This is a genomic window from Diplocloster agilis, from assembly GCF_019042275.1.
Taxonomy (GTDB): Bacteria; Bacillota; Clostridia; order Lachnospirales; family Lachnospiraceae; genus Diplocloster; species Diplocloster agilis.
Genome location: NZ_JAHQCW010000054.1, coordinates 1 through 15,098, shown reverse-complemented (window position 1 = coordinate 15,098; position 15,098 = coordinate 1). Strand labels below are relative to the sequence as shown.

Annotated in this window: 16 protein-coding genes, 2 tRNA genes and 1 other annotated feature; of the genes, 12 read left to right on the top strand and 6 right to left on the bottom strand. The window is 48.5% G+C overall.

The features are described from left to right. Positions 1–108: 108 nt before the first annotated feature. The 4 genes from KTH89_RS22180 to KTH89_RS22165 all read right to left on the bottom strand — a co-directional run bounded on the left by KTH89_RS22180 (position 109) and on the right by KTH89_RS22165 (position 2,261). Complete coding sequence (locus KTH89_RS22180) at positions 109–1,650, bottom strand: LTA synthase family protein (protein ID WP_238723145.1); 1,542 nt, start codon at positions 1,648–1,650, stop codon at positions 109–111. Next, positions 1,647–1,994, bottom strand: a complete 348-nt coding sequence (locus tag KTH89_RS22175) for a hypothetical protein (protein WP_158343152.1) — start codon at positions 1,992–1,994, stop codon at positions 1,647–1,649. The genes KTH89_RS22180 and KTH89_RS22175 overlap by 4 nt, the downstream gene beginning before the upstream one ends. A gap of 106 nt (positions 1,995–2,100) precedes the next feature. Next, a tRNA-Ala gene (locus KTH89_RS22170) sits at positions 2,101–2,173 on the bottom strand. Between the two features lie 15 nt (positions 2,174–2,188). Next, positions 2,189–2,261 (bottom strand) — tRNA-Val (locus KTH89_RS22165). Between the two features lie 245 nt (positions 2,262–2,506). On the opposite strand from KTH89_RS22165, the gene KTH89_RS22160 reads away from it, so the two are divergent. The 11 genes from KTH89_RS22160 to KTH89_RS22110 all read left to right on the top strand — a co-directional run bounded on the left by KTH89_RS22160 (position 2,507) and on the right by KTH89_RS22110 (position 12,175). Next, positions 2,507–3,529, top strand: a complete 1,023-nt coding sequence (locus tag KTH89_RS22160) for a DUF2804 domain-containing protein (RefSeq protein ID WP_238723144.1) — start codon at positions 2,507–2,509, stop codon at positions 3,527–3,529. A 135-nt stretch (positions 3,530–3,664) separates the two neighbouring features. Further along, positions 3,665–3,924: a binding site (T-box leader), on the top strand. Between the two features lie 168 nt (positions 3,925–4,092). Next, on the top strand, positions 4,093–5,745 hold the full coding sequence (locus tag KTH89_RS22155) for a 2-isopropylmalate synthase (protein ID WP_158343148.1): 1,653 nt from the start codon (positions 4,093–4,095) through the stop codon (positions 5,743–5,745). Positions 5,746–5,890: 145 nt separating this feature from the next. Beyond that, complete coding sequence (locus KTH89_RS22150; protein WP_158343146.1) at positions 5,891–6,226, top strand: hypothetical protein; 336 nt, start codon at positions 5,891–5,893, stop codon at positions 6,224–6,226. A gap of 31 nt (positions 6,227–6,257) precedes the next feature. Then, positions 6,258–6,761, top strand: a complete 504-nt coding sequence (locus tag KTH89_RS22145) for an RNA polymerase sigma factor (protein WP_238723143.1) — start codon at positions 6,258–6,260, stop codon at positions 6,759–6,761. Next, a complete protein-coding gene (locus KTH89_RS22140; protein WP_158343142.1) occupies positions 6,758–7,639 on the top strand; it encodes a DUF3298 and DUF4163 domain-containing protein in 882 nt (293 codons plus the stop codon). The genes KTH89_RS22145 and KTH89_RS22140 overlap by 4 nt, the downstream gene beginning before the upstream one ends. Positions 7,640–7,666: 27 nt before the next feature. Beyond that, positions 7,667–8,341 (top strand): hypothetical protein, encoded by a 675-nt coding sequence (locus KTH89_RS22135; protein ID WP_238723142.1) that lies wholly within the window; start codon positions 7,667–7,669, stop codon positions 8,339–8,341. A gap of 349 nt (positions 8,342–8,690) precedes the next feature. Next, positions 8,691–9,071 carry an SdpI family protein gene (locus tag KTH89_RS22130; RefSeq protein WP_238723141.1) on the top strand — a complete coding sequence of 127 codons (381 nt, stop codon included), beginning with the start codon at positions 8,691–8,693 and terminating at the stop codon, positions 9,069–9,071. Positions 9,072–9,107: 36 nt separating this feature from the next. Then, positions 9,108–9,809 carry a LytR/AlgR family response regulator transcription factor gene (locus tag KTH89_RS22125; RefSeq protein ID WP_238723140.1) on the top strand — a complete coding sequence of 234 codons (702 nt, stop codon included), beginning with the start codon at positions 9,108–9,110 and terminating at the stop codon, positions 9,807–9,809. An 11-nt stretch (positions 9,810–9,820) separates the two neighbouring features. Then, entirely contained in the window at positions 9,821–11,197 is a 1,377-nt protein-coding gene (locus KTH89_RS22120; RefSeq protein ID WP_238723139.1) for a sensor histidine kinase, read from the top strand. A 1-nt stretch (position 11,198) separates the two neighbouring features. Next, complete coding sequence (locus KTH89_RS22115) at positions 11,199–11,642, top strand: DUF3887 domain-containing protein (RefSeq protein ID WP_238723137.1); 444 nt, start codon at positions 11,199–11,201, stop codon at positions 11,640–11,642. A 17-nt stretch (positions 11,643–11,659) separates the two neighbouring features. Beyond that, the gene (locus KTH89_RS22110; protein WP_238723136.1) at positions 11,660–12,175 is read left to right on the top strand and encodes a hypothetical protein; all 516 of its coding nucleotides are present in this window, start codon (positions 11,660–11,662) and stop codon (positions 12,173–12,175) included. A 32-nt stretch (positions 12,176–12,207) separates the two neighbouring features. Here KTH89_RS22110 and KTH89_RS22105 read toward each other — a convergent pair whose 3' ends face one another. Further along, complete coding sequence (locus tag KTH89_RS22105; RefSeq protein WP_238723135.1) at positions 12,208–13,125, bottom strand: RluA family pseudouridine synthase; 918 nt, start codon at positions 13,123–13,125, stop codon at positions 12,208–12,210. A 357-nt stretch (positions 13,126–13,482) separates the two neighbouring features. Here KTH89_RS22105 and KTH89_RS22100 point away from each other — a divergent pair, with 357 nt between their 5' ends. Continuing rightward, the gene (locus KTH89_RS22100; protein ID WP_158343133.1) at positions 13,483–13,710 is read left to right on the top strand and encodes a biotin-dependent carboxyltransferase family protein; all 228 of its coding nucleotides are present in this window, start codon (positions 13,483–13,485) and stop codon (positions 13,708–13,710) included. 106 nt (positions 13,711–13,816) lie between these two features. On the opposite strand, the gene KTH89_RS22095 is transcribed toward KTH89_RS22100, so the two are convergent. Next, positions 13,817–14,869, bottom strand: a complete 1,053-nt coding sequence (locus tag KTH89_RS22095; protein WP_238723134.1) for a GH25 family lysozyme — start codon at positions 14,867–14,869, stop codon at positions 13,817–13,819. Positions 14,870–15,098: the final 229 nt, after the last annotated feature.

The window sequence follows — 15,098 nt, the reverse complement described above, 5'->3', positions numbered from 1 at the left end:
GCGATATTCCCAAAAAGGGATAAACAAACTCGAGGAAGAACCGTCGAGGATGTTTATCCCTTTTTCGCAAGCAAAACTCTTTTATATTACAACTTATCTACAGCGCTCTCATTCTTTGCTATATAAAAGTTCACTGTTATAAAAAGTTGATTTCGAACTTAACTCTTCATTTAACTGATCAATTCCGTACTCCTGGATCAGGGTGGGCTGATCGGAGAAGAGGTTCACTCCCAACCCCAGCCGGTCTCCCTGGATCTCAATCCCCATACTGGCTAACGTAGTGGGGAACATATCCATCGTGGTGAATTCCCGGTCCTTTTGGGTTGCCGGTTCTACCGCGGAATTCAAAATCGCGTTGTAGACGCCCCTGGGATAGGATTCCGGCACATCCTCACAAAAATCCATGTCCATGGTCAGATGATCACCGCATAAAATGACGGTGGTATTTTCATAAAAATCCTGCTGCTGGATCCACTGAATGAACGCGTTCAGCTGTCTGCTGGAGCAGGCATATACGTTCGCATACTGGGTGTCAAATTCATCCTCGCAAAGAGGGCAGTAATAACCATCCTCAAAATGAGTATCCGCTGTCAGCATTGTATAATTAAAGGGTTCGCCTTTTGCGGAGATTTCAAGCAGCTGTTCTTTCGCATAATCAAACAGTTTGGAATCCTCATATCCCCACCACATATAGTAGTCCTCAGGGATTTTTTTGTTTTCGATCGCGGAATAATAATCCCAGATCTCGTAATTACCGTGCTGCTGGAAATAATTTTTCCTGCCTCCGAAAACCACATCCGAACCAATGCAGAGATAGTTTTTATATCCGGCTTCGTCCAGAAGATCTCCCAATCCGGTTACTCCCGGGAAAAACTCCTGATATTCGGACATGCTGTTCATTCCGATGGGGATATTCAACGGAAGCGCCGTGGTCTGAGCGAACATCGCGCCCATAGTCCAGGTGGTTCCGACTGTTGGAATGCCTCCATGGAACTGATCGTTACCGGAAAAACTGATGTTATCCCGGGCCAGCTGGGTCAGCTCTGGGATGCAGTTATAATCGAAAGCGCCGCCTTCCTCTTTTGACATGAAGGTGGTCTCCACAGATTCCAGGAATATGTAGATCAGATTCCGTTTTTGTTCCGGATAGGTTAATAGGTCATTGGATGGCCTGACATAATTTTCTTCAATAAATTTGGAACTGGTTGCCTGAGCCTTGATATAGGAAGTGAGATCGATCGCGTTGGCGCTGGAGGTTACGGAGTAAACCAGGAACACGAGAGTTCCCAACATGACAACCGGTTTTAAAAATCGCAGAGGAAAGAGTTTTAAGCGTTTTGTCTTTTCTCTGACGGAGAATTTAAGACAGAGCCTGCAGTCCAACGAGGAAACCTTCTCATTGATCGTCAGGAACACGATAATGAAGAGCAGCACCGGCAAGGTAAAGGTAAGAGCGGGCAGCACACAGGACTTGGCAAAGTTTACAAAATAATCCGGGTTCGTTCCTTCCAACGGCATTTTCAAATGGAAGATAATCTCATCTACCGAAATGTTTCCGAATGTATCCAGCGCCCAGCCGGCGGCCAGGGAGACAAGCCTGGAAAGGAAGATTAATATGGTTACAAAAAAATAACTCAGAAATTTTTTCATTTCTTTTTTTCCTGCTCCTCTACAGAGATTTTAACTTTAAACTGCATATACTTCCGGAAAAACTTAGCGATCAGAGCCGTCAGGATAGAAACCCCTGAAACCAGCAGCAGGTAACGCTGTGACAGGAACGCATCGTTTAACTGACCGTAAGAAGCGGTATATTCAATGGGAAACAGAAGTTCAAAAATAACAATAGATATAATATTATTAATTGTACAGAAAACTCCATACTTTATGATGATATTATACAGACTGTATTTTCGGGCGGCTTCCGAATCCTCCAGCGCATCATAGACGGCCAGCGACAGGACGGAAGGGAAGAAAAGACAAAAAAATGTAAACAATCGAAACACCTACCTTAACTATGTATGATTTTATGCTGCTTATTAACTATTCCACAAAAAAAGCAAACCTACTAGGACACACATCTATGCAGGTTTGCCTGTTGAGTGGAGACGAAGGGATTCGAACCCTCGACCTACGCGTTGCGAACGCGTCGCTCTCCCAACTGAGCCACGCCCCCAGATCCTCAAAAGTATGGAGACAACGGGGCTCGAACCCATGACCTCTCGCACGTCAAGCGAACGCTCTCCCAGCTGAGCTATGCCTCCATGCCTAATATTGTAACATTTTTTTACAAAATTGCAACAAGAATTTAACTAAAAAACAACAAAAATCCGGGCCAATATCTGGAAAGTGCCGGAAACCCCAGTAAAATAAAGGGTTTCCGGCACCGACTAATTTCAAAAAAATCGATAGGCAGCGGTATCCATTGCATATCCTCAGAAGAAATCTTATAATAGTAATAACAGCAAATCCACTTACAAACAGGATCTATGAGTCAGGAGGGAAGTCTATGAGAAATCACGAGGTTACAACAAGACAGCCGCTTTTAAAAGAAGACGGGTCCCTGCGGGAGCCCGGCTGGTCCCGCCAATTGCTTCAGATTTATGACCGGAATAAGATCAAAGCGCCTAAATTCAGGATCAAAGAATGGGATTACTATTTGATTACAGCCAAAGATTACGCCGTAGCCTTTACCATCTCGGATGACGGTTATATCGGGCTCCAGTCCGTATCCCTTCTTGATTTCAGAAAGCCCTGGGAGCATACGCAGACGATCCTCAACGTCTGTCCCATGGGACGGCTTAAGCTTCCCGCCACCTCCGAAGAGGGCACGACGCAATACCATGACAAGCGTCTGCACTTAAAATATACCGTGAAGCCCGGGCGCAGAAGAATACAGTGCGAATTCCAGAATTTCCTGGACGGAAAGCCCTTTGCCTGTGACATCGCGCTGGAACAGCCGGACATGGACACCATGGTAATCGCAACCCCCTGGAAAGAAAAAAAGACCGCTTTCTACTATAATCAAAAGATAAACTGTATGCCGGCTTCCGGTAAAGCTATCTATGACGGACAGGAGTATCTCTTTAATCCGAAGACCGATTTTGCCACTTTAGACTGGGGCAGAGGCGTGTGGACCTATGATAATTACTGGTACTGGGGTACGGGAAACGGTCTGGTAAACAACCTTCCCTTCGGCTTCAACATCGGTTACGGCTTCGGAGATACCAGCGCCGCCAGCGAAAACATCTTTTATTACAATGGCACCGCCCACAAACTGGATGACATAGAATTCCACGTCCCCGGGGACAGCTACTTAAAGCCCTGGACCGTCACCTCAAGCGACAGCCGTTTCGACATGGAATTTAAACCCATTCTGGACCGGGCCGCTAAAGTATCCGCCCTGGTCATCGAAACCGACCAGCACCAGGTGTTTGGCCACCTGTCCGGACGGGCGGTCCTCGACGATGGGTCGGCTCTGGAGGTCCAAGATATCCTCTGTGCTTGCGAGGTAGTGCACAATCGGTATTGAGGGGGAGGTTACTCGGAGCAGGGAGCCTGCGACAGGTGGGAACGGTGTGTCCCGTCAAATGATATCCTGCTAAATCAGGAAAAATTAGTTGACAATTCATCTTAAGAGTGGTAACCTTAATGCAAGTTACATAACTGAAATGCGTTGATGAGGAGTATTACTTTCATTTCTGAATCCAGAGAGTTGTTGGCCGGTGCGAAACAACAGAGGGAATGATAGGAACTGTCCTTGGAGCGGCTGCCCAAAATCCTGAATGGGAAAGTAGATGCAGACGGAATCCCGACCGTTATACAGGGAGGAATATAAGGTGGAAACATCCGTATTCTATGGAGCGGTGAAGAGTTTTCTTCACAAACAGAGTGGTACCGCGTAAGACATAGTCTTTCGTCTCTGACAGGCAGCTGGCCTGTTAGGGGCGTAAGGCTTTTTTTATTCCATAGAAAATGCGTCTATGGAATAAAAAACCCTCCGGGGGATCGCACAGCGTCGGAAAGGAAGATGCCGCTTCCGGGGAGATCAGTTGAGCGTAACAAAAACGGAATATAAGAAAAGGAGAGAGAAGTATGAAGAATTTTGAAAAGTATACGAGGCAGTATTTTATGCCGCCGGTAGAGTGTATGGATTGGGCGAAGAAAGATCACATTGACAAGGCTCCGATCTGGTGCAGCGTGGATCTGCGGGATGGGAACCAGGCGTTGATCGTGCCTATGAGCCTGGAGCAGAAGGTGGAGTTCTTCCAGCTGCTGGTGAAAATTGGATTCAAGGAGATCGAAGTGGGATTCCCGGCTGCTTCCGAGACAGAGTATCAGTTCCTTCGCACCCTGATCGAACGTGACCTGATCCCGGAGGATGTGACGGTTCAGGTGCTGACCCAGGCCAGGGAGCATATTATCCGCAAAACCTTCGAAGCCTTGAAGGGGTGCCCGAGAGCGGTGGTGCATGTATACAACTCCACATCGGTTGCGCAGCGGGAACAGGTATTTAAGAAATCAAAAGAGGAGATTATCAAGATCGCGGTTGACGGCGCGAAGCTGCTTCAGGATCTGGCCAATGAGACGGACGGAAACTTCGCTTTTGAATACAGCCCGGAGAGCTTTTCCGGAACAGAGATGGAGTTCGCGCTGGATATCTGTAATGCGGTATTGGATGTGTGGAAGCCTACTGCGGATAACAAGGCGATCATTAACCTTCCTGTGACGGTGGAGCACGCGATGCCCCATGTGTACGCCAGCCAGATCGAATATATGTGTAAGAATATGAAGTACCGGGAAAATGTGGTGGTTTCCCTGCATCCCCATAATGACAGAGGCTGCGGTGTGGCAGATTCCGAGATGGGAATTCTGGCCGGAGCCGACCGGATCGAGGGAACATTATTTGGAAACGGCGAGCGCACCGGAAATGTGGATATCGTGACTCTGGCGTTGAATATGTTCTCCCAGGGCGTGGATCCCGGACTGGACTTTTCCAATATGCCGGAGATCTGCGAGGCCTATGAAAAGCTGACGGATATGCGCGTGGATGTGCGGAATCCTTACAGCGGCGCCCTGGTATTTGCGGCATTCTCCGGTTCACATCAGGATGCGATTGCCAAGGGCATGAAGTTCCGGGAGGAAAAGGAGCGCGAATACTGGACCGTTCCCTATCTGCCGATCGATCCCAAGGACGTGGGACGCAGCTACGACGGCGATGTGATCCGTATCAACAGCCAGTCCGGCAAGGGCGGCGTCGGATACATCCTGGAGAACAATTACGGCCTGAACCTGCCGCCGAAGATGAGAGAAGCGGTCAGCTACATGGTCAAAAGTGTTTCCGATCATACCCACAAAGAGCTGCAGCCCAAGGAGATCTTCGATCTGTTCAAGGAGAAATACGAAGATATCACACAGCCCTACAATGTGGAAGAAAGCCACTTTATCCAGAAAAATGGAATTACGGCGTTTGTTACTTCCACCTACAACTGGATCGAGCATGAATCCCAGGCATCCGGAAACGGCCGTCTGGACGCGGTCAGCAATGCGTTAAAGAAACAATACGGATTAAATTACGAACTGGTTACCTATCAGGAGCATGCGCTTGAGAAGAGTTCCAGTTCCAAGGCGATCGCTTATGTAGGCGTTCAGTGGCCCAACGGAAATATTTCCTGGGGCGCCGGCGTGGACCCGGATATTATCAAGGCATCGATCAATGCACTGGTAACCGCGATTAATAATCATTGAATCCGATGAACCCTGCAATTTACAGCCGAAAATCCTTGTAAAACGCACAAAATTTAAAAAAGAGAGAAAAAGTTTATTTTGTTGAAACTTTTTCTCTCTTTTTGGCATCTAATTAGTAGAAAGTAAAATAAGGAGGCAGAACGGCATGAGACGAAGAGAAACGCATATGTATGAAGCACTCGTAAACTTTGTTCAGATCCATAGAAATGATTTCCTTAAGGCCGCTGCGGACTTTCTACTTGATCCGAAGGACGCACAGGAGGCTGTGAACGGCGCGGTTTCCAAAAGCTTAGATAAATTTAAAAAAATAAAAAATCAAGATCAGATAGAAAGCTGGTTTATGGGAATTCTAAAAGAAGAATGTGAGCGGATTAATAAGAAGAACGGAATTAAAAAGAAGTCTGAGCCCGATACGGACTGGGAATTTCCAGTGACGGAAGGCGCCTTCTTTAATAAGGAATACCGGCTGATACGAATCTGAGAAGCCGCTGCAAAGGAGGAAACCAATCGACATGAGGGGCAGAAAAACAGAGGTTTATGAGCAGTTGATAACCTATATTCAGGAACATCAGGCCGATTTCTACCGGATCGCGGCCAGCTATCTGAAGAATCCGGAGGATGCCATGGATGCCGTACAGAATGCGGTCTGTAAGGCTTTGGAAAAATACAGGACGATTCGACAGCCTGAATTTCTGAAAACCTGGTTTTACCGGATTCTGGTAAATGAATGTCAGATGATGCTAAGGAACAGAAAAAAAGAAGTGCTCACAGACGAAGAAGATACATGGGACATACCGTCTACAGAGGGCGTCTTTTCCGAGGAGGACTACCAGCTGTATCAGGAGGTGATGCTACTTCCCGAAAAGCTTAAGACAGTAATTCTGCTTCGGTTTTACGAAGACATGGCGTTAAAGGAGATCGCGGATATTACGGAAACAAATCTCAGTACGGTAAAGACGAGGTTATACCAGGCACTCAAAATACTTAAAATTCAAATCGAGGGGGATTTCTTATGAGAAATATCGAAAACACCATACCAATCTATGAAGCGCAGACACCGCCCCAGGAATTGGCGGAACGTATCAATCTGGAAATTGCAAAGTCTAAAAAAAGGCGTAAGGCCCAATCCGGGTACGCGGGTTTTAAAATAGCCGGAGCCATGGCGGCCTGCTTAGCCATATTTATTATTTTGTTAAATACAAACCAGGGCTTTGCCATGGCCGCATCCAGAATCCCGGTCGTCGGTTCCGTGGCCAGAGTGTTTACCTTCCGCTCCTATGAAGAGAAGACAGCGGACCAGGAACTGAAGGTGGAAATACCGGAAGTAGTCCCGCAGGAAAGCGCAGCCAGCGGCCAGGTGAAGGACTATACCCTCAAAGTGAACCAGCTGATCCAGGAAAAGGTGGATCAATTTGTGGAAGAGTCCAAACAGCGGGTGCAGGAATATAAGGAAGCCTTTATCGCCACGGGCGGAACGGAAGAGGAATTTAAAGAGCATGATATCAAGTCCTCCGTGACATACGATGTAAAACTGCAGCAGGACAATATTCTGTCCTTTGTGATTATGACCAGTGAAAACTGGGTCAGCGCCTATAATCAGAACTTCTATTTCAATATGGATCTGAATACCGGAAAAGATATTACTCTGGACGAGGTGCTGGGAGCGAACTATGTGCAGACGGCCAATGAAAGCATTCTCCGTCAGATGAAGGAACGCACGGAACAGAATCCGGACTATACGTACTTTACGCCGGAAGAAGGCGGATTCGAGACGATCGGGCCGGACACCAGCTTCTACATCAATGAAAAAGGCAACCCGGTTGTGGTATTCGCAAAATATGAGGTCGCTCCCGGATTCATGGGCACACAGGAGTTTGAGATCGAGAAACCCTAAGGCCGGACCGGGTGTGAGGACACAGTTATGAAAAATAATAACAATACAGTACTGATTGCTTTCATCTGCAGTCTCTTCATCTGCGCACTGATGACCCAGGAGGTGTCAGGAAAAATGCCGGCACACACCGGAAACCGCCAGACCAACACCATTGTCCGCGAAGAACTGACGCCGGATGAGCTGGAAAGCTGCCGTGCGCCGGGGCAGTTAGGAGCCACAGCCGCTTACCACTATAACGTAGATGAAAAATGCAAAGCGGTAAACATCTTTCTGGAAACATGGGACGATGGGAAACTGGTCCACATCGAGGAAAAACAAATCCCCGTCGCGGCCGGAGAAAACTCAGAGGGCGAAATTACGGTATCCTTCGGGAACGATTCCTCCAGGCTGAATCAGGTCCGTGCGGTCAACTGGAAAGTGGGAATGACGGAGCACAGACAGCTTAAGCATACCGAATGGAAAACCGGCATTCCCGAAAACCGGGAATATTCCGGTATGCGGACCGATTTCCGGGACCAGCATATGGAAAAGGCCCGCTTTCCCTTAACAGACCAGGAAAAAATAATCCTGGCCAGGGTGGACTACCACACCGAAGGAAACCGCGCTGTCATCGTATCCGACCTGGCCAACACGGCCATCCAGACAGACAGCCCGGAAGTACGCTATTTATTAAAATGTTCCTTTCGCTATGAGCGGGAGTGAAAACGCTTGAGGCCGGGACTTAGAACGGGTTACGCAGAAGAGGAGGAAACCTCGCAGGACCCGGGGCACTGTTTGAGCCGTATTTTGGCGAGTTTGCCCCGGGTCCTGCCAATAAGAGGTTTCGCCCTCTTCGGAGTTACCCGTTCTTAGTCCCGGCCGAAGCGTTTTCGCCCCCGCTGCCGGTTCCCCCCGCCTCCCGCCTCCACAGGCCGACCGCGCAGCATCCCGCTCCGGCCCCTTCAAACTCTGTCTTTCAGGATACATATCCTGTCTCTTATGTGTCAGGTCTTGCATATATTTCCGCCAGTTTATATAATGAAAAAAACATACAGAAGGGAAGATATGGCCAATGTTGGTATATTATATGATAACGGGCCTGCTATTGCCGACTATGCTGGTGGGATTCGGCGCCATATTCAGATCGCATCCCCCGAAAAATATAAATATGGCTTTTGGGTACCGGACTTCGCGGTCGATGAAGTCCCGGGAAAGTTGGGATTTTGCGAACCGGTACTGGGGAGCCCTTGTATTTCGCACAGGCTTGGCAGCCGAAGGAGTGACGCTGGCCGTTCTGGCGGCCGGATATCTCGCGGCTCCGGGGCAGATGGGAAATCTGAGTCTTGTTATGTCCGGCCTGCAGATCGTTTTGCTGTTTGTCAGTATCCCGCTGACCGAGCGGCAGCTGAAGAAAAGATTCGACGATAACGGAAAACCTCGTGAGGGCTTTTAATAGGGCGGCGTAAAGGATAAGATAGCGGGGATGAATATGTTAAATATAGCGGTATGTGATGACGAGCTTGCGATACGGATGAAAATGGAAGAGATACTGAACCGGTATCCGGGTTATCCCTGCAGGGTGCGCCTGTTTGAGAATGGCCGGCAGCTGCTTGAGGATACGGAGTCTTTCGACATTGTTTTTCTGGATGTGGATATGCCCGGATTGGACGGAATCCAGACGGCCGGAAAATTAAGGGAGAGGGATAAAAAGGTTAAAATTCTGTACCTGAGCGCTTATCAGGATTATGCGCCCTCGGCTTTTTTGGTACATGCTTTTGCCTATCTGGTGAAGCCGGTTCAAACGGAGGTCATATGGGGGCAGCTGGATGAGGCCATCGAATACATGCATCTGGAAGAGCCGAAAACCGTATTGGATTTTCAGACGACGGAGGGCAGAATCCGTCTGACTGCGGAAGATATTGTGTATTTTGAATATATGGAGCGGAAGGTATATATCCACACGGAGCAGGGCTGCTACGGGATGTCAGGCAGAATAACGGATGTGGCGGAGAAAATGGAACCGTTTGATTTTTATATGCCTCATAAGAGCTTTGTGGTAAATCTTTATCATGTAAAGGCGATCAAAGGGGCGGAAGTGACGCTGATGAACGGCTGTGTGCTGCCTCTTTCCCAGAAAAAAGCGGCTGCTTTTCGGGAACGGATGAACGTATTTTTGCTGAAGCGGATATAAGGAGACATGACATGGAAAGTCCGATGCTTGAGATTATCTATATATGTGTATTTTTTATGGATGGAGTCGTTTATGCTTTTATAAGTTTTGATTTCATGAACCGCATGCAGCGTACGATTTTTGAAAAAAAAAGGTACTATGTCATGGCATTTGTGCTTTACGCGGCTGCGGTGCTGGCGGCTTCCGTCTTCTTCGGACCGTGGAATGTGGCGGTCGGAGTGGTTGGAATGCTGCTGATCCAGTGGCTGCTGTTTTCCAGGCAGAGAATGAGGCTGCTGCAGGATGTGATTTATCAGATCTGTATTATCTGCTGCCAGTCCATCGCGGCGTGGGCGGTGCTGACGGTTTGCGTACAGTGGCAGGTGACCTTTCAGTCCGCCTGGCTGTTTACCTCCATGCTGATGCTGATCAAACAGTTTGCCTGCCTGGCGTTTTCCAGGGTGCTGATCTTTTTCTTTTGCAGACATCAGATCGGAAAGCTCTCCGCCTTTAGCATTATGAATTTTATTATACTGCCGGTATTGAGCATGGTACTGATTGTTGTGATCCTTTATCTGGCGGATATCCACGTTTACCTGTACGGCGATTTTTACTGGATCGTGCTGAGTTATCTGCTGATACTGGGGATGAACTTGTATGTCACCTATGTGTTTGACGCTGTCTGGGTGAAACAGCAGCTGCGTCATGAGCTGACGCTGTCCCAGCAGCAGTCTCAGCTGCAGTACGAATACTACGAGTCGCTGGAGCAGAAATATCAGGATTCCCGGAAGCTGATCCATGATATGAAAAACCATCTGCTGGCGTTAAATGACCTGTATACCACCGAAAATGAGAATGGGGCCCGCTATCAGCAGGAGCTTCTGCAAATGATGGATTCTCTGGGGCAGGCCTGTTACACCGGGCATCAGCTGTTAAATGTGATACTCAATGAAAAGCTGAAAACGGCCAACGCACTGGGGATAAAAACAGAAATCCAGATCCATGCGGTACCGGCAGGTCTGACGGATGTGGATGTGACGGCGATCTTTTCAAACCTGTTGGATAACGCGCTGGAAGCGTGTAAGGAGATAGAGGGTGAACGGTACCTGTCATTAAAAATCGACCGGCACGGAGATTTTCTAATCGTGAAAATGCGCAATTCTATGAAGGGACGCCCTCAAGAAAACAACGGCAAATTCCGCAGTACCAAGGCGGGTCACCCGGGGATCGGACTGTCCAATGTCAGACGCACGGTTGAAAAATACGGAGGAACCTGCCGGTTTTGCCAGGAAGCCGGAGCGGTTACGGGTGAATTTCAGACCGATCTGGTCATACCGGTGGAGGAAACCGGAGAAGTAGAACAAACAGAGAAAATCCAGGAAAAGGATAAAAGAAAAGAGGAGATATGAGATGAAAAAATATGAAATGAAAAAACAAGCGGCCACTCGGAAAATAGCAGGTGTTTTGGCCGTCATACTGGTTCTGGCAGGCGCAGCGGGCTGTGCATCCGCCAAATTGTCCGATGACTTTGACAAGGAGACGGTGGAAACGGCGGCCAAAGAGGTGGTGGATCAGTTGAATACCGGAGATTATGCGGCTATCGAGGAAGCTTTCAACGCGACTATGACGATAGCGATGCAGGGACAGAAGCTTAAGGACACCCTGCAGCCCATTCTGGATAAGTTAGGGGAGTTTGAGGAGATCAGCAACTGTGAAGTGGTGGGCTCCAAAGCCCAGGATACGAAGGAGGATCTGGCGGTTGCGCTGATCAATGTCAAATATGCAGAAGGCAAAGTGCGTTACACCATCAGTTTTGACAAGGATATGAAACTGGCAGGTCTGTTTATCAAATAGCAGGAGGCGCGGGCGCGATGGAAGATAACCGGAAAGCGGGGAACAAGAAAGAGGAACAAGGCGTGGAGGATAACAAAGATGACCGGGACATGGAGGATAACAATGTTTACCGGTACACGGAGGCCGGTTCACAGGACTGCCCGAAAAAGAGTTATAGGCTGATATTTCTGATTCTGGTCTGCATGTTTGCGGCTATTCCGCTTTCTGTCCGTCTGAACAGCTGCGGAATGCTGTCCGACAGCGGAACGCTCAGATTTATATTCGGCGTCTATGCGGCACTGCTCATGTTCCTGGCATGGTATATTTATAAAAAGGACCGGATCTACTGGATTACCTCGTACAGTTATCAGGACGCCTGCAATATGAGCCGGGAAGAACGGAATAAAATTGGTTTTAAAATGTGGAAAGGGTTTGGACTTTGTTATGGCGGTTATCTTCTTTATCTGTTGTTCGGCAGCATTCTGGGCACTCCTATGGGCCTGGATGCCGGCGTATTTATTGGGACTGTAATTATCTCCTGCATATCATGTTAGAATCAGATTAAGCCAGATCAGATTAGGCCGGATCAGATTAAGAGCCGACTGAAATCCTCCGGAACCGGCGCGGTACAGGATATGATTTTTCCGGTAAACGGGTGCGTGAAGATAAGCTGTTCGCAGTGCAAGGCGGCTCTCGCAATCGGGGAATCTTGATCCAAGGTGGGCAAAACATCGGGATAGAGTGGATCACCCAGCAGCGGATGACCCGCAAAAGCCATATGCGCGCGTATCTGATGCATTCTTCCAGTGACCAGCCGGCAGCGGACCAGGTTGTAACCGGGATACTCTTTTAGGACCGTATAGTGGGTTTCCGCATATTTGCCATCCTGATCCGCCGTCATTCTGGGGGGCAGGCCGGGCGCTTTCGAAAGCGGAGTGCACAGTATTCCCTGTTTTTCTACAAATGTCCCCTTGGCGATGGCCAGGTACTGTTTTTCCAGGTGATTTTGCCTGCGCTGCTCTGTCAGCCGGTAGGCCGCCACCTGATTTTTAGCGAACAACACAATCCCGGAGGTATCCTGATCCAGCCTGCCGATAACCCTTGCCCGTACAAAGAGCCCTTGTTTTTGATAATATCCGACGACCCGGTTCGCCAGAGAGTCTATCTGCTGGCTGCCGCAGGGATGTACGGACAGCCCGGCCGGTTTATCCAGAACCAGCAGATCCTCATCCTCCAAAATAATATGCAGAGGCCGGAAGCTTGGGGCCAGATTCATGGAACCGGCCGGACCGTCGGCCAGATCATCCAACCGGACTTCCAGCAGGTCTCCGGCTGCGGGACGGTATGTGACGAATTCCTGCTTTCCGTTTACGCAGATTCCGTCCGAACGGAATTTCGCACGGCTGACCTGCCTGGCGGTCAGGCCAAGGTGCTGCCGGAGAATTTCTTTGATCATACACCCTGCCAGCTGATCCGTAACCAGTAAAGTAATACTCTTTCTCATGAACGTTTCCAGATTCTGCGGGATACTTATCCTGTATACCTGTGCCGCAGCCTTTCTCTGTTATCAACATCAATCGTATCGATGTCAGTCTGCCGGAGTTTTCATAATACTAAATCAATACTGAAACTTTTTCGATACAGTCCAATCTATTATAAAAGGTTAAGGAAGCAGATACAAGTATTCCTTCCGGAAAGTTATAAATATCAACAAACTGTCAATATCAACAAACTTGCTATTCCCGGTCAGCTTATGTATAATAATACAAAATATCTGGAACTGTCGCTGCTGTCGGCAGCGGTGCTGGCGGTAAATTGGATGCAGTAAATGGAAAAAGGTATTGGAAAGAAGGCTGGATTCATGAGAACAGAAAAATTTAAAATGGAGCGTCCGGGGTTAGTGAAAGCCGGGGACAAGGTGAAAATCAACGAATTAAAAACCGGGGCCTATGCCTATATTATTGAGCCGGCGGTTGCGATGTCCGGGTTCTATCAGGAACGGGAACGGATCAAATCCGAATACGGCATAGTACATGAAGTCCAGGAAAATGACAGAGGATTTTATGTATATGTGGATTTTGACGAGTGAGCCGGTGAGACCGGTATGTAACAGCTACACCATCCGAAGAGATGAAAAGGCAGTTCTGAAAAGCGAAAGCCTGATTGCTCCGGATGGTGTATTTGTTTTAAATATCTTATGGCAGATAGAGCAGCTGGCCCGGATAGATCAGGTTCGGATCACGAATTGGGTTCAGGGCCAGGATTCGGCCAAGTGTTGTATGATATTTTTCCGCAATACCGGACAGGGTGTTCCCGGGCTTTACCATATAGGTGTAAAATATAGGTGTGTTTCCGGTATGGTCTGCGATTCGAATCGTGAGCAGTTCCCCTGCGTAGATCAGATTGGGCTGCCGGATGCCGTTTTCATCAGCCAGCGCCGGAACAGTCGTGTGATAACGCATTGCTATACCCCACAACGTATCCCCCGGCCGTACCCGGTACGTGAGCTCTGAAATGCCCGGTTCCGGGAGAGGAACATGGGCCGGCACTGGCTTTACGGAGTTCTGTAAGATTTCATCTGTAAAATAATCCCGGTCCACAGGACCTGTGATTCCGGGGACCTGGCCGGTATCCGTATACTGCCAGCCGCTCCAGGAAGCCCATGCGACCTCATCCGAGGGGGTGTTGGCCTGATACTCGGCAACCCACAGCGGATAAGACGTAATCGGCGCTTCCAGAATCCGGGAGGCCTGGTAGGCATCGCTGTAGATACACACCTCTAGTCCGCTGAATTCTTCCACGGCTTGCAGGAAAGCAAGGCTGATATCATTGATTTCCTGTGGGGAAAGCCCGCTTAAGTCTTCAAAATCCATCGCCAGCAGACAGTCCGGTGTATAGCCGCCTATGGTCCGCACGAAAAATGCAGCCTGATAGCGGGCCTGGGAGACGCTTCTGGCTGTCAGATAGTGATAAAAGCCTGTCATCAGTCCATGATCCAGGGCGCTTCGCGTGTAGGCTCTAAAATTTTGATCTTCCGTATTTCCATAGGAGGAGCGGATATAGACGATGGAAACGCCGCTTTGCGCCACCTGTTCAAAGTCAATTTCCCCCTGCCAACGGCTGACGTCGATTCCGTGGTAAACGACCGTGGAATCGGCCGGAAGCGCCGACGCTGTACCGGAGAAGCCGAAAGTCAGGACGAGGGCCAGCGCAAGGGTAAATGCCAAAAGGCGAATTTTATATCTCATATAACTACCAAACTTTCTGAAATTTGTACTACAATATATCATATGTTCTAATTTGAAAAAAGCAATTAACGCATTTGGTAAAAGCCGATTCGGTCCGATTCAGTCCGATTCTGTAAAAGGTAAAATTACTAAGTGAATTCGTGATTTCTACAGAACATTGATTTTGCAGCACTTAATTCACGTCATTTCGGTTTACGAGTGACAAAAATAGAGTTACAATAACCATACA

What these genes read in the sequence shown, in the direction of transcription:
- KTH89_RS22155 (WP_158343148.1), top strand. Translation starts at nt 4,093, where the DNA reads ATGAAGAATTTTGAAAAGTATACGAGGCAGTATTTTATGCCGCCGGTA.
- KTH89_RS22105 (WP_238723135.1), bottom strand. Translation starts at nt 13,125, where the DNA reads ATGAGAAAGAGTATTACTTTACTGGTTACGGATCAGCTGGCAGGGTGT.
- KTH89_RS22150 (WP_158343146.1), top strand. Translation starts at nt 5,891, where the DNA reads ATGAGACGAAGAGAAACGCATATGTATGAAGCACTCGTAAACTTTGTT.
- KTH89_RS22160 (WP_238723144.1), top strand. Translation starts at nt 2,507, where the DNA reads ATGAGAAATCACGAGGTTACAACAAGACAGCCGCTTTTAAAAGAAGAC.
- KTH89_RS22125 (WP_238723140.1), top strand. Translation starts at nt 9,108, where the DNA reads ATGTTAAATATAGCGGTATGTGATGACGAGCTTGCGATACGGATGAAA.
- KTH89_RS22130 (WP_238723141.1), top strand. Translation starts at nt 8,691, where the DNA reads ATGTTGGTATATTATATGATAACGGGCCTGCTATTGCCGACTATGCTG.
- KTH89_RS22140 (WP_158343142.1), top strand. Translation starts at nt 6,758, where the DNA reads ATGAGAAATATCGAAAACACCATACCAATCTATGAAGCGCAGACACCG.
- KTH89_RS22095 (WP_238723134.1), bottom strand. Translation starts at nt 14,869, where the DNA reads ATGAGATATAAAATTCGCCTTTTGGCATTTACCCTTGCGCTGGCCCTC.
- KTH89_RS22110 (WP_238723136.1), top strand. Translation starts at nt 11,660, where the DNA reads ATGGAAGATAACCGGAAAGCGGGGAACAAGAAAGAGGAACAAGGCGTG.
- KTH89_RS22145 (WP_238723143.1), top strand. Translation starts at nt 6,258, where the DNA reads ATGAGGGGCAGAAAAACAGAGGTTTATGAGCAGTTGATAACCTATATT.
- KTH89_RS22135 (WP_238723142.1), top strand. Translation starts at nt 7,667, where the DNA reads ATGAAAAATAATAACAATACAGTACTGATTGCTTTCATCTGCAGTCTC.
- KTH89_RS22120 (WP_238723139.1), top strand. Translation starts at nt 9,821, where the DNA reads ATGGAAAGTCCGATGCTTGAGATTATCTATATATGTGTATTTTTTATG.
- KTH89_RS22115 (WP_238723137.1), top strand. Translation starts at nt 11,199, where the DNA reads ATGAAAAAATATGAAATGAAAAAACAAGCGGCCACTCGGAAAATAGCA.
- KTH89_RS22100 (WP_158343133.1), top strand. Translation starts at nt 13,483, where the DNA reads ATGAGAACAGAAAAATTTAAAATGGAGCGTCCGGGGTTAGTGAAAGCC.
- KTH89_RS22180 (WP_238723145.1), bottom strand. Translation starts at nt 1,650, where the DNA reads ATGAAAAAATTTCTGAGTTATTTTTTTGTAACCATATTAATCTTCCTT.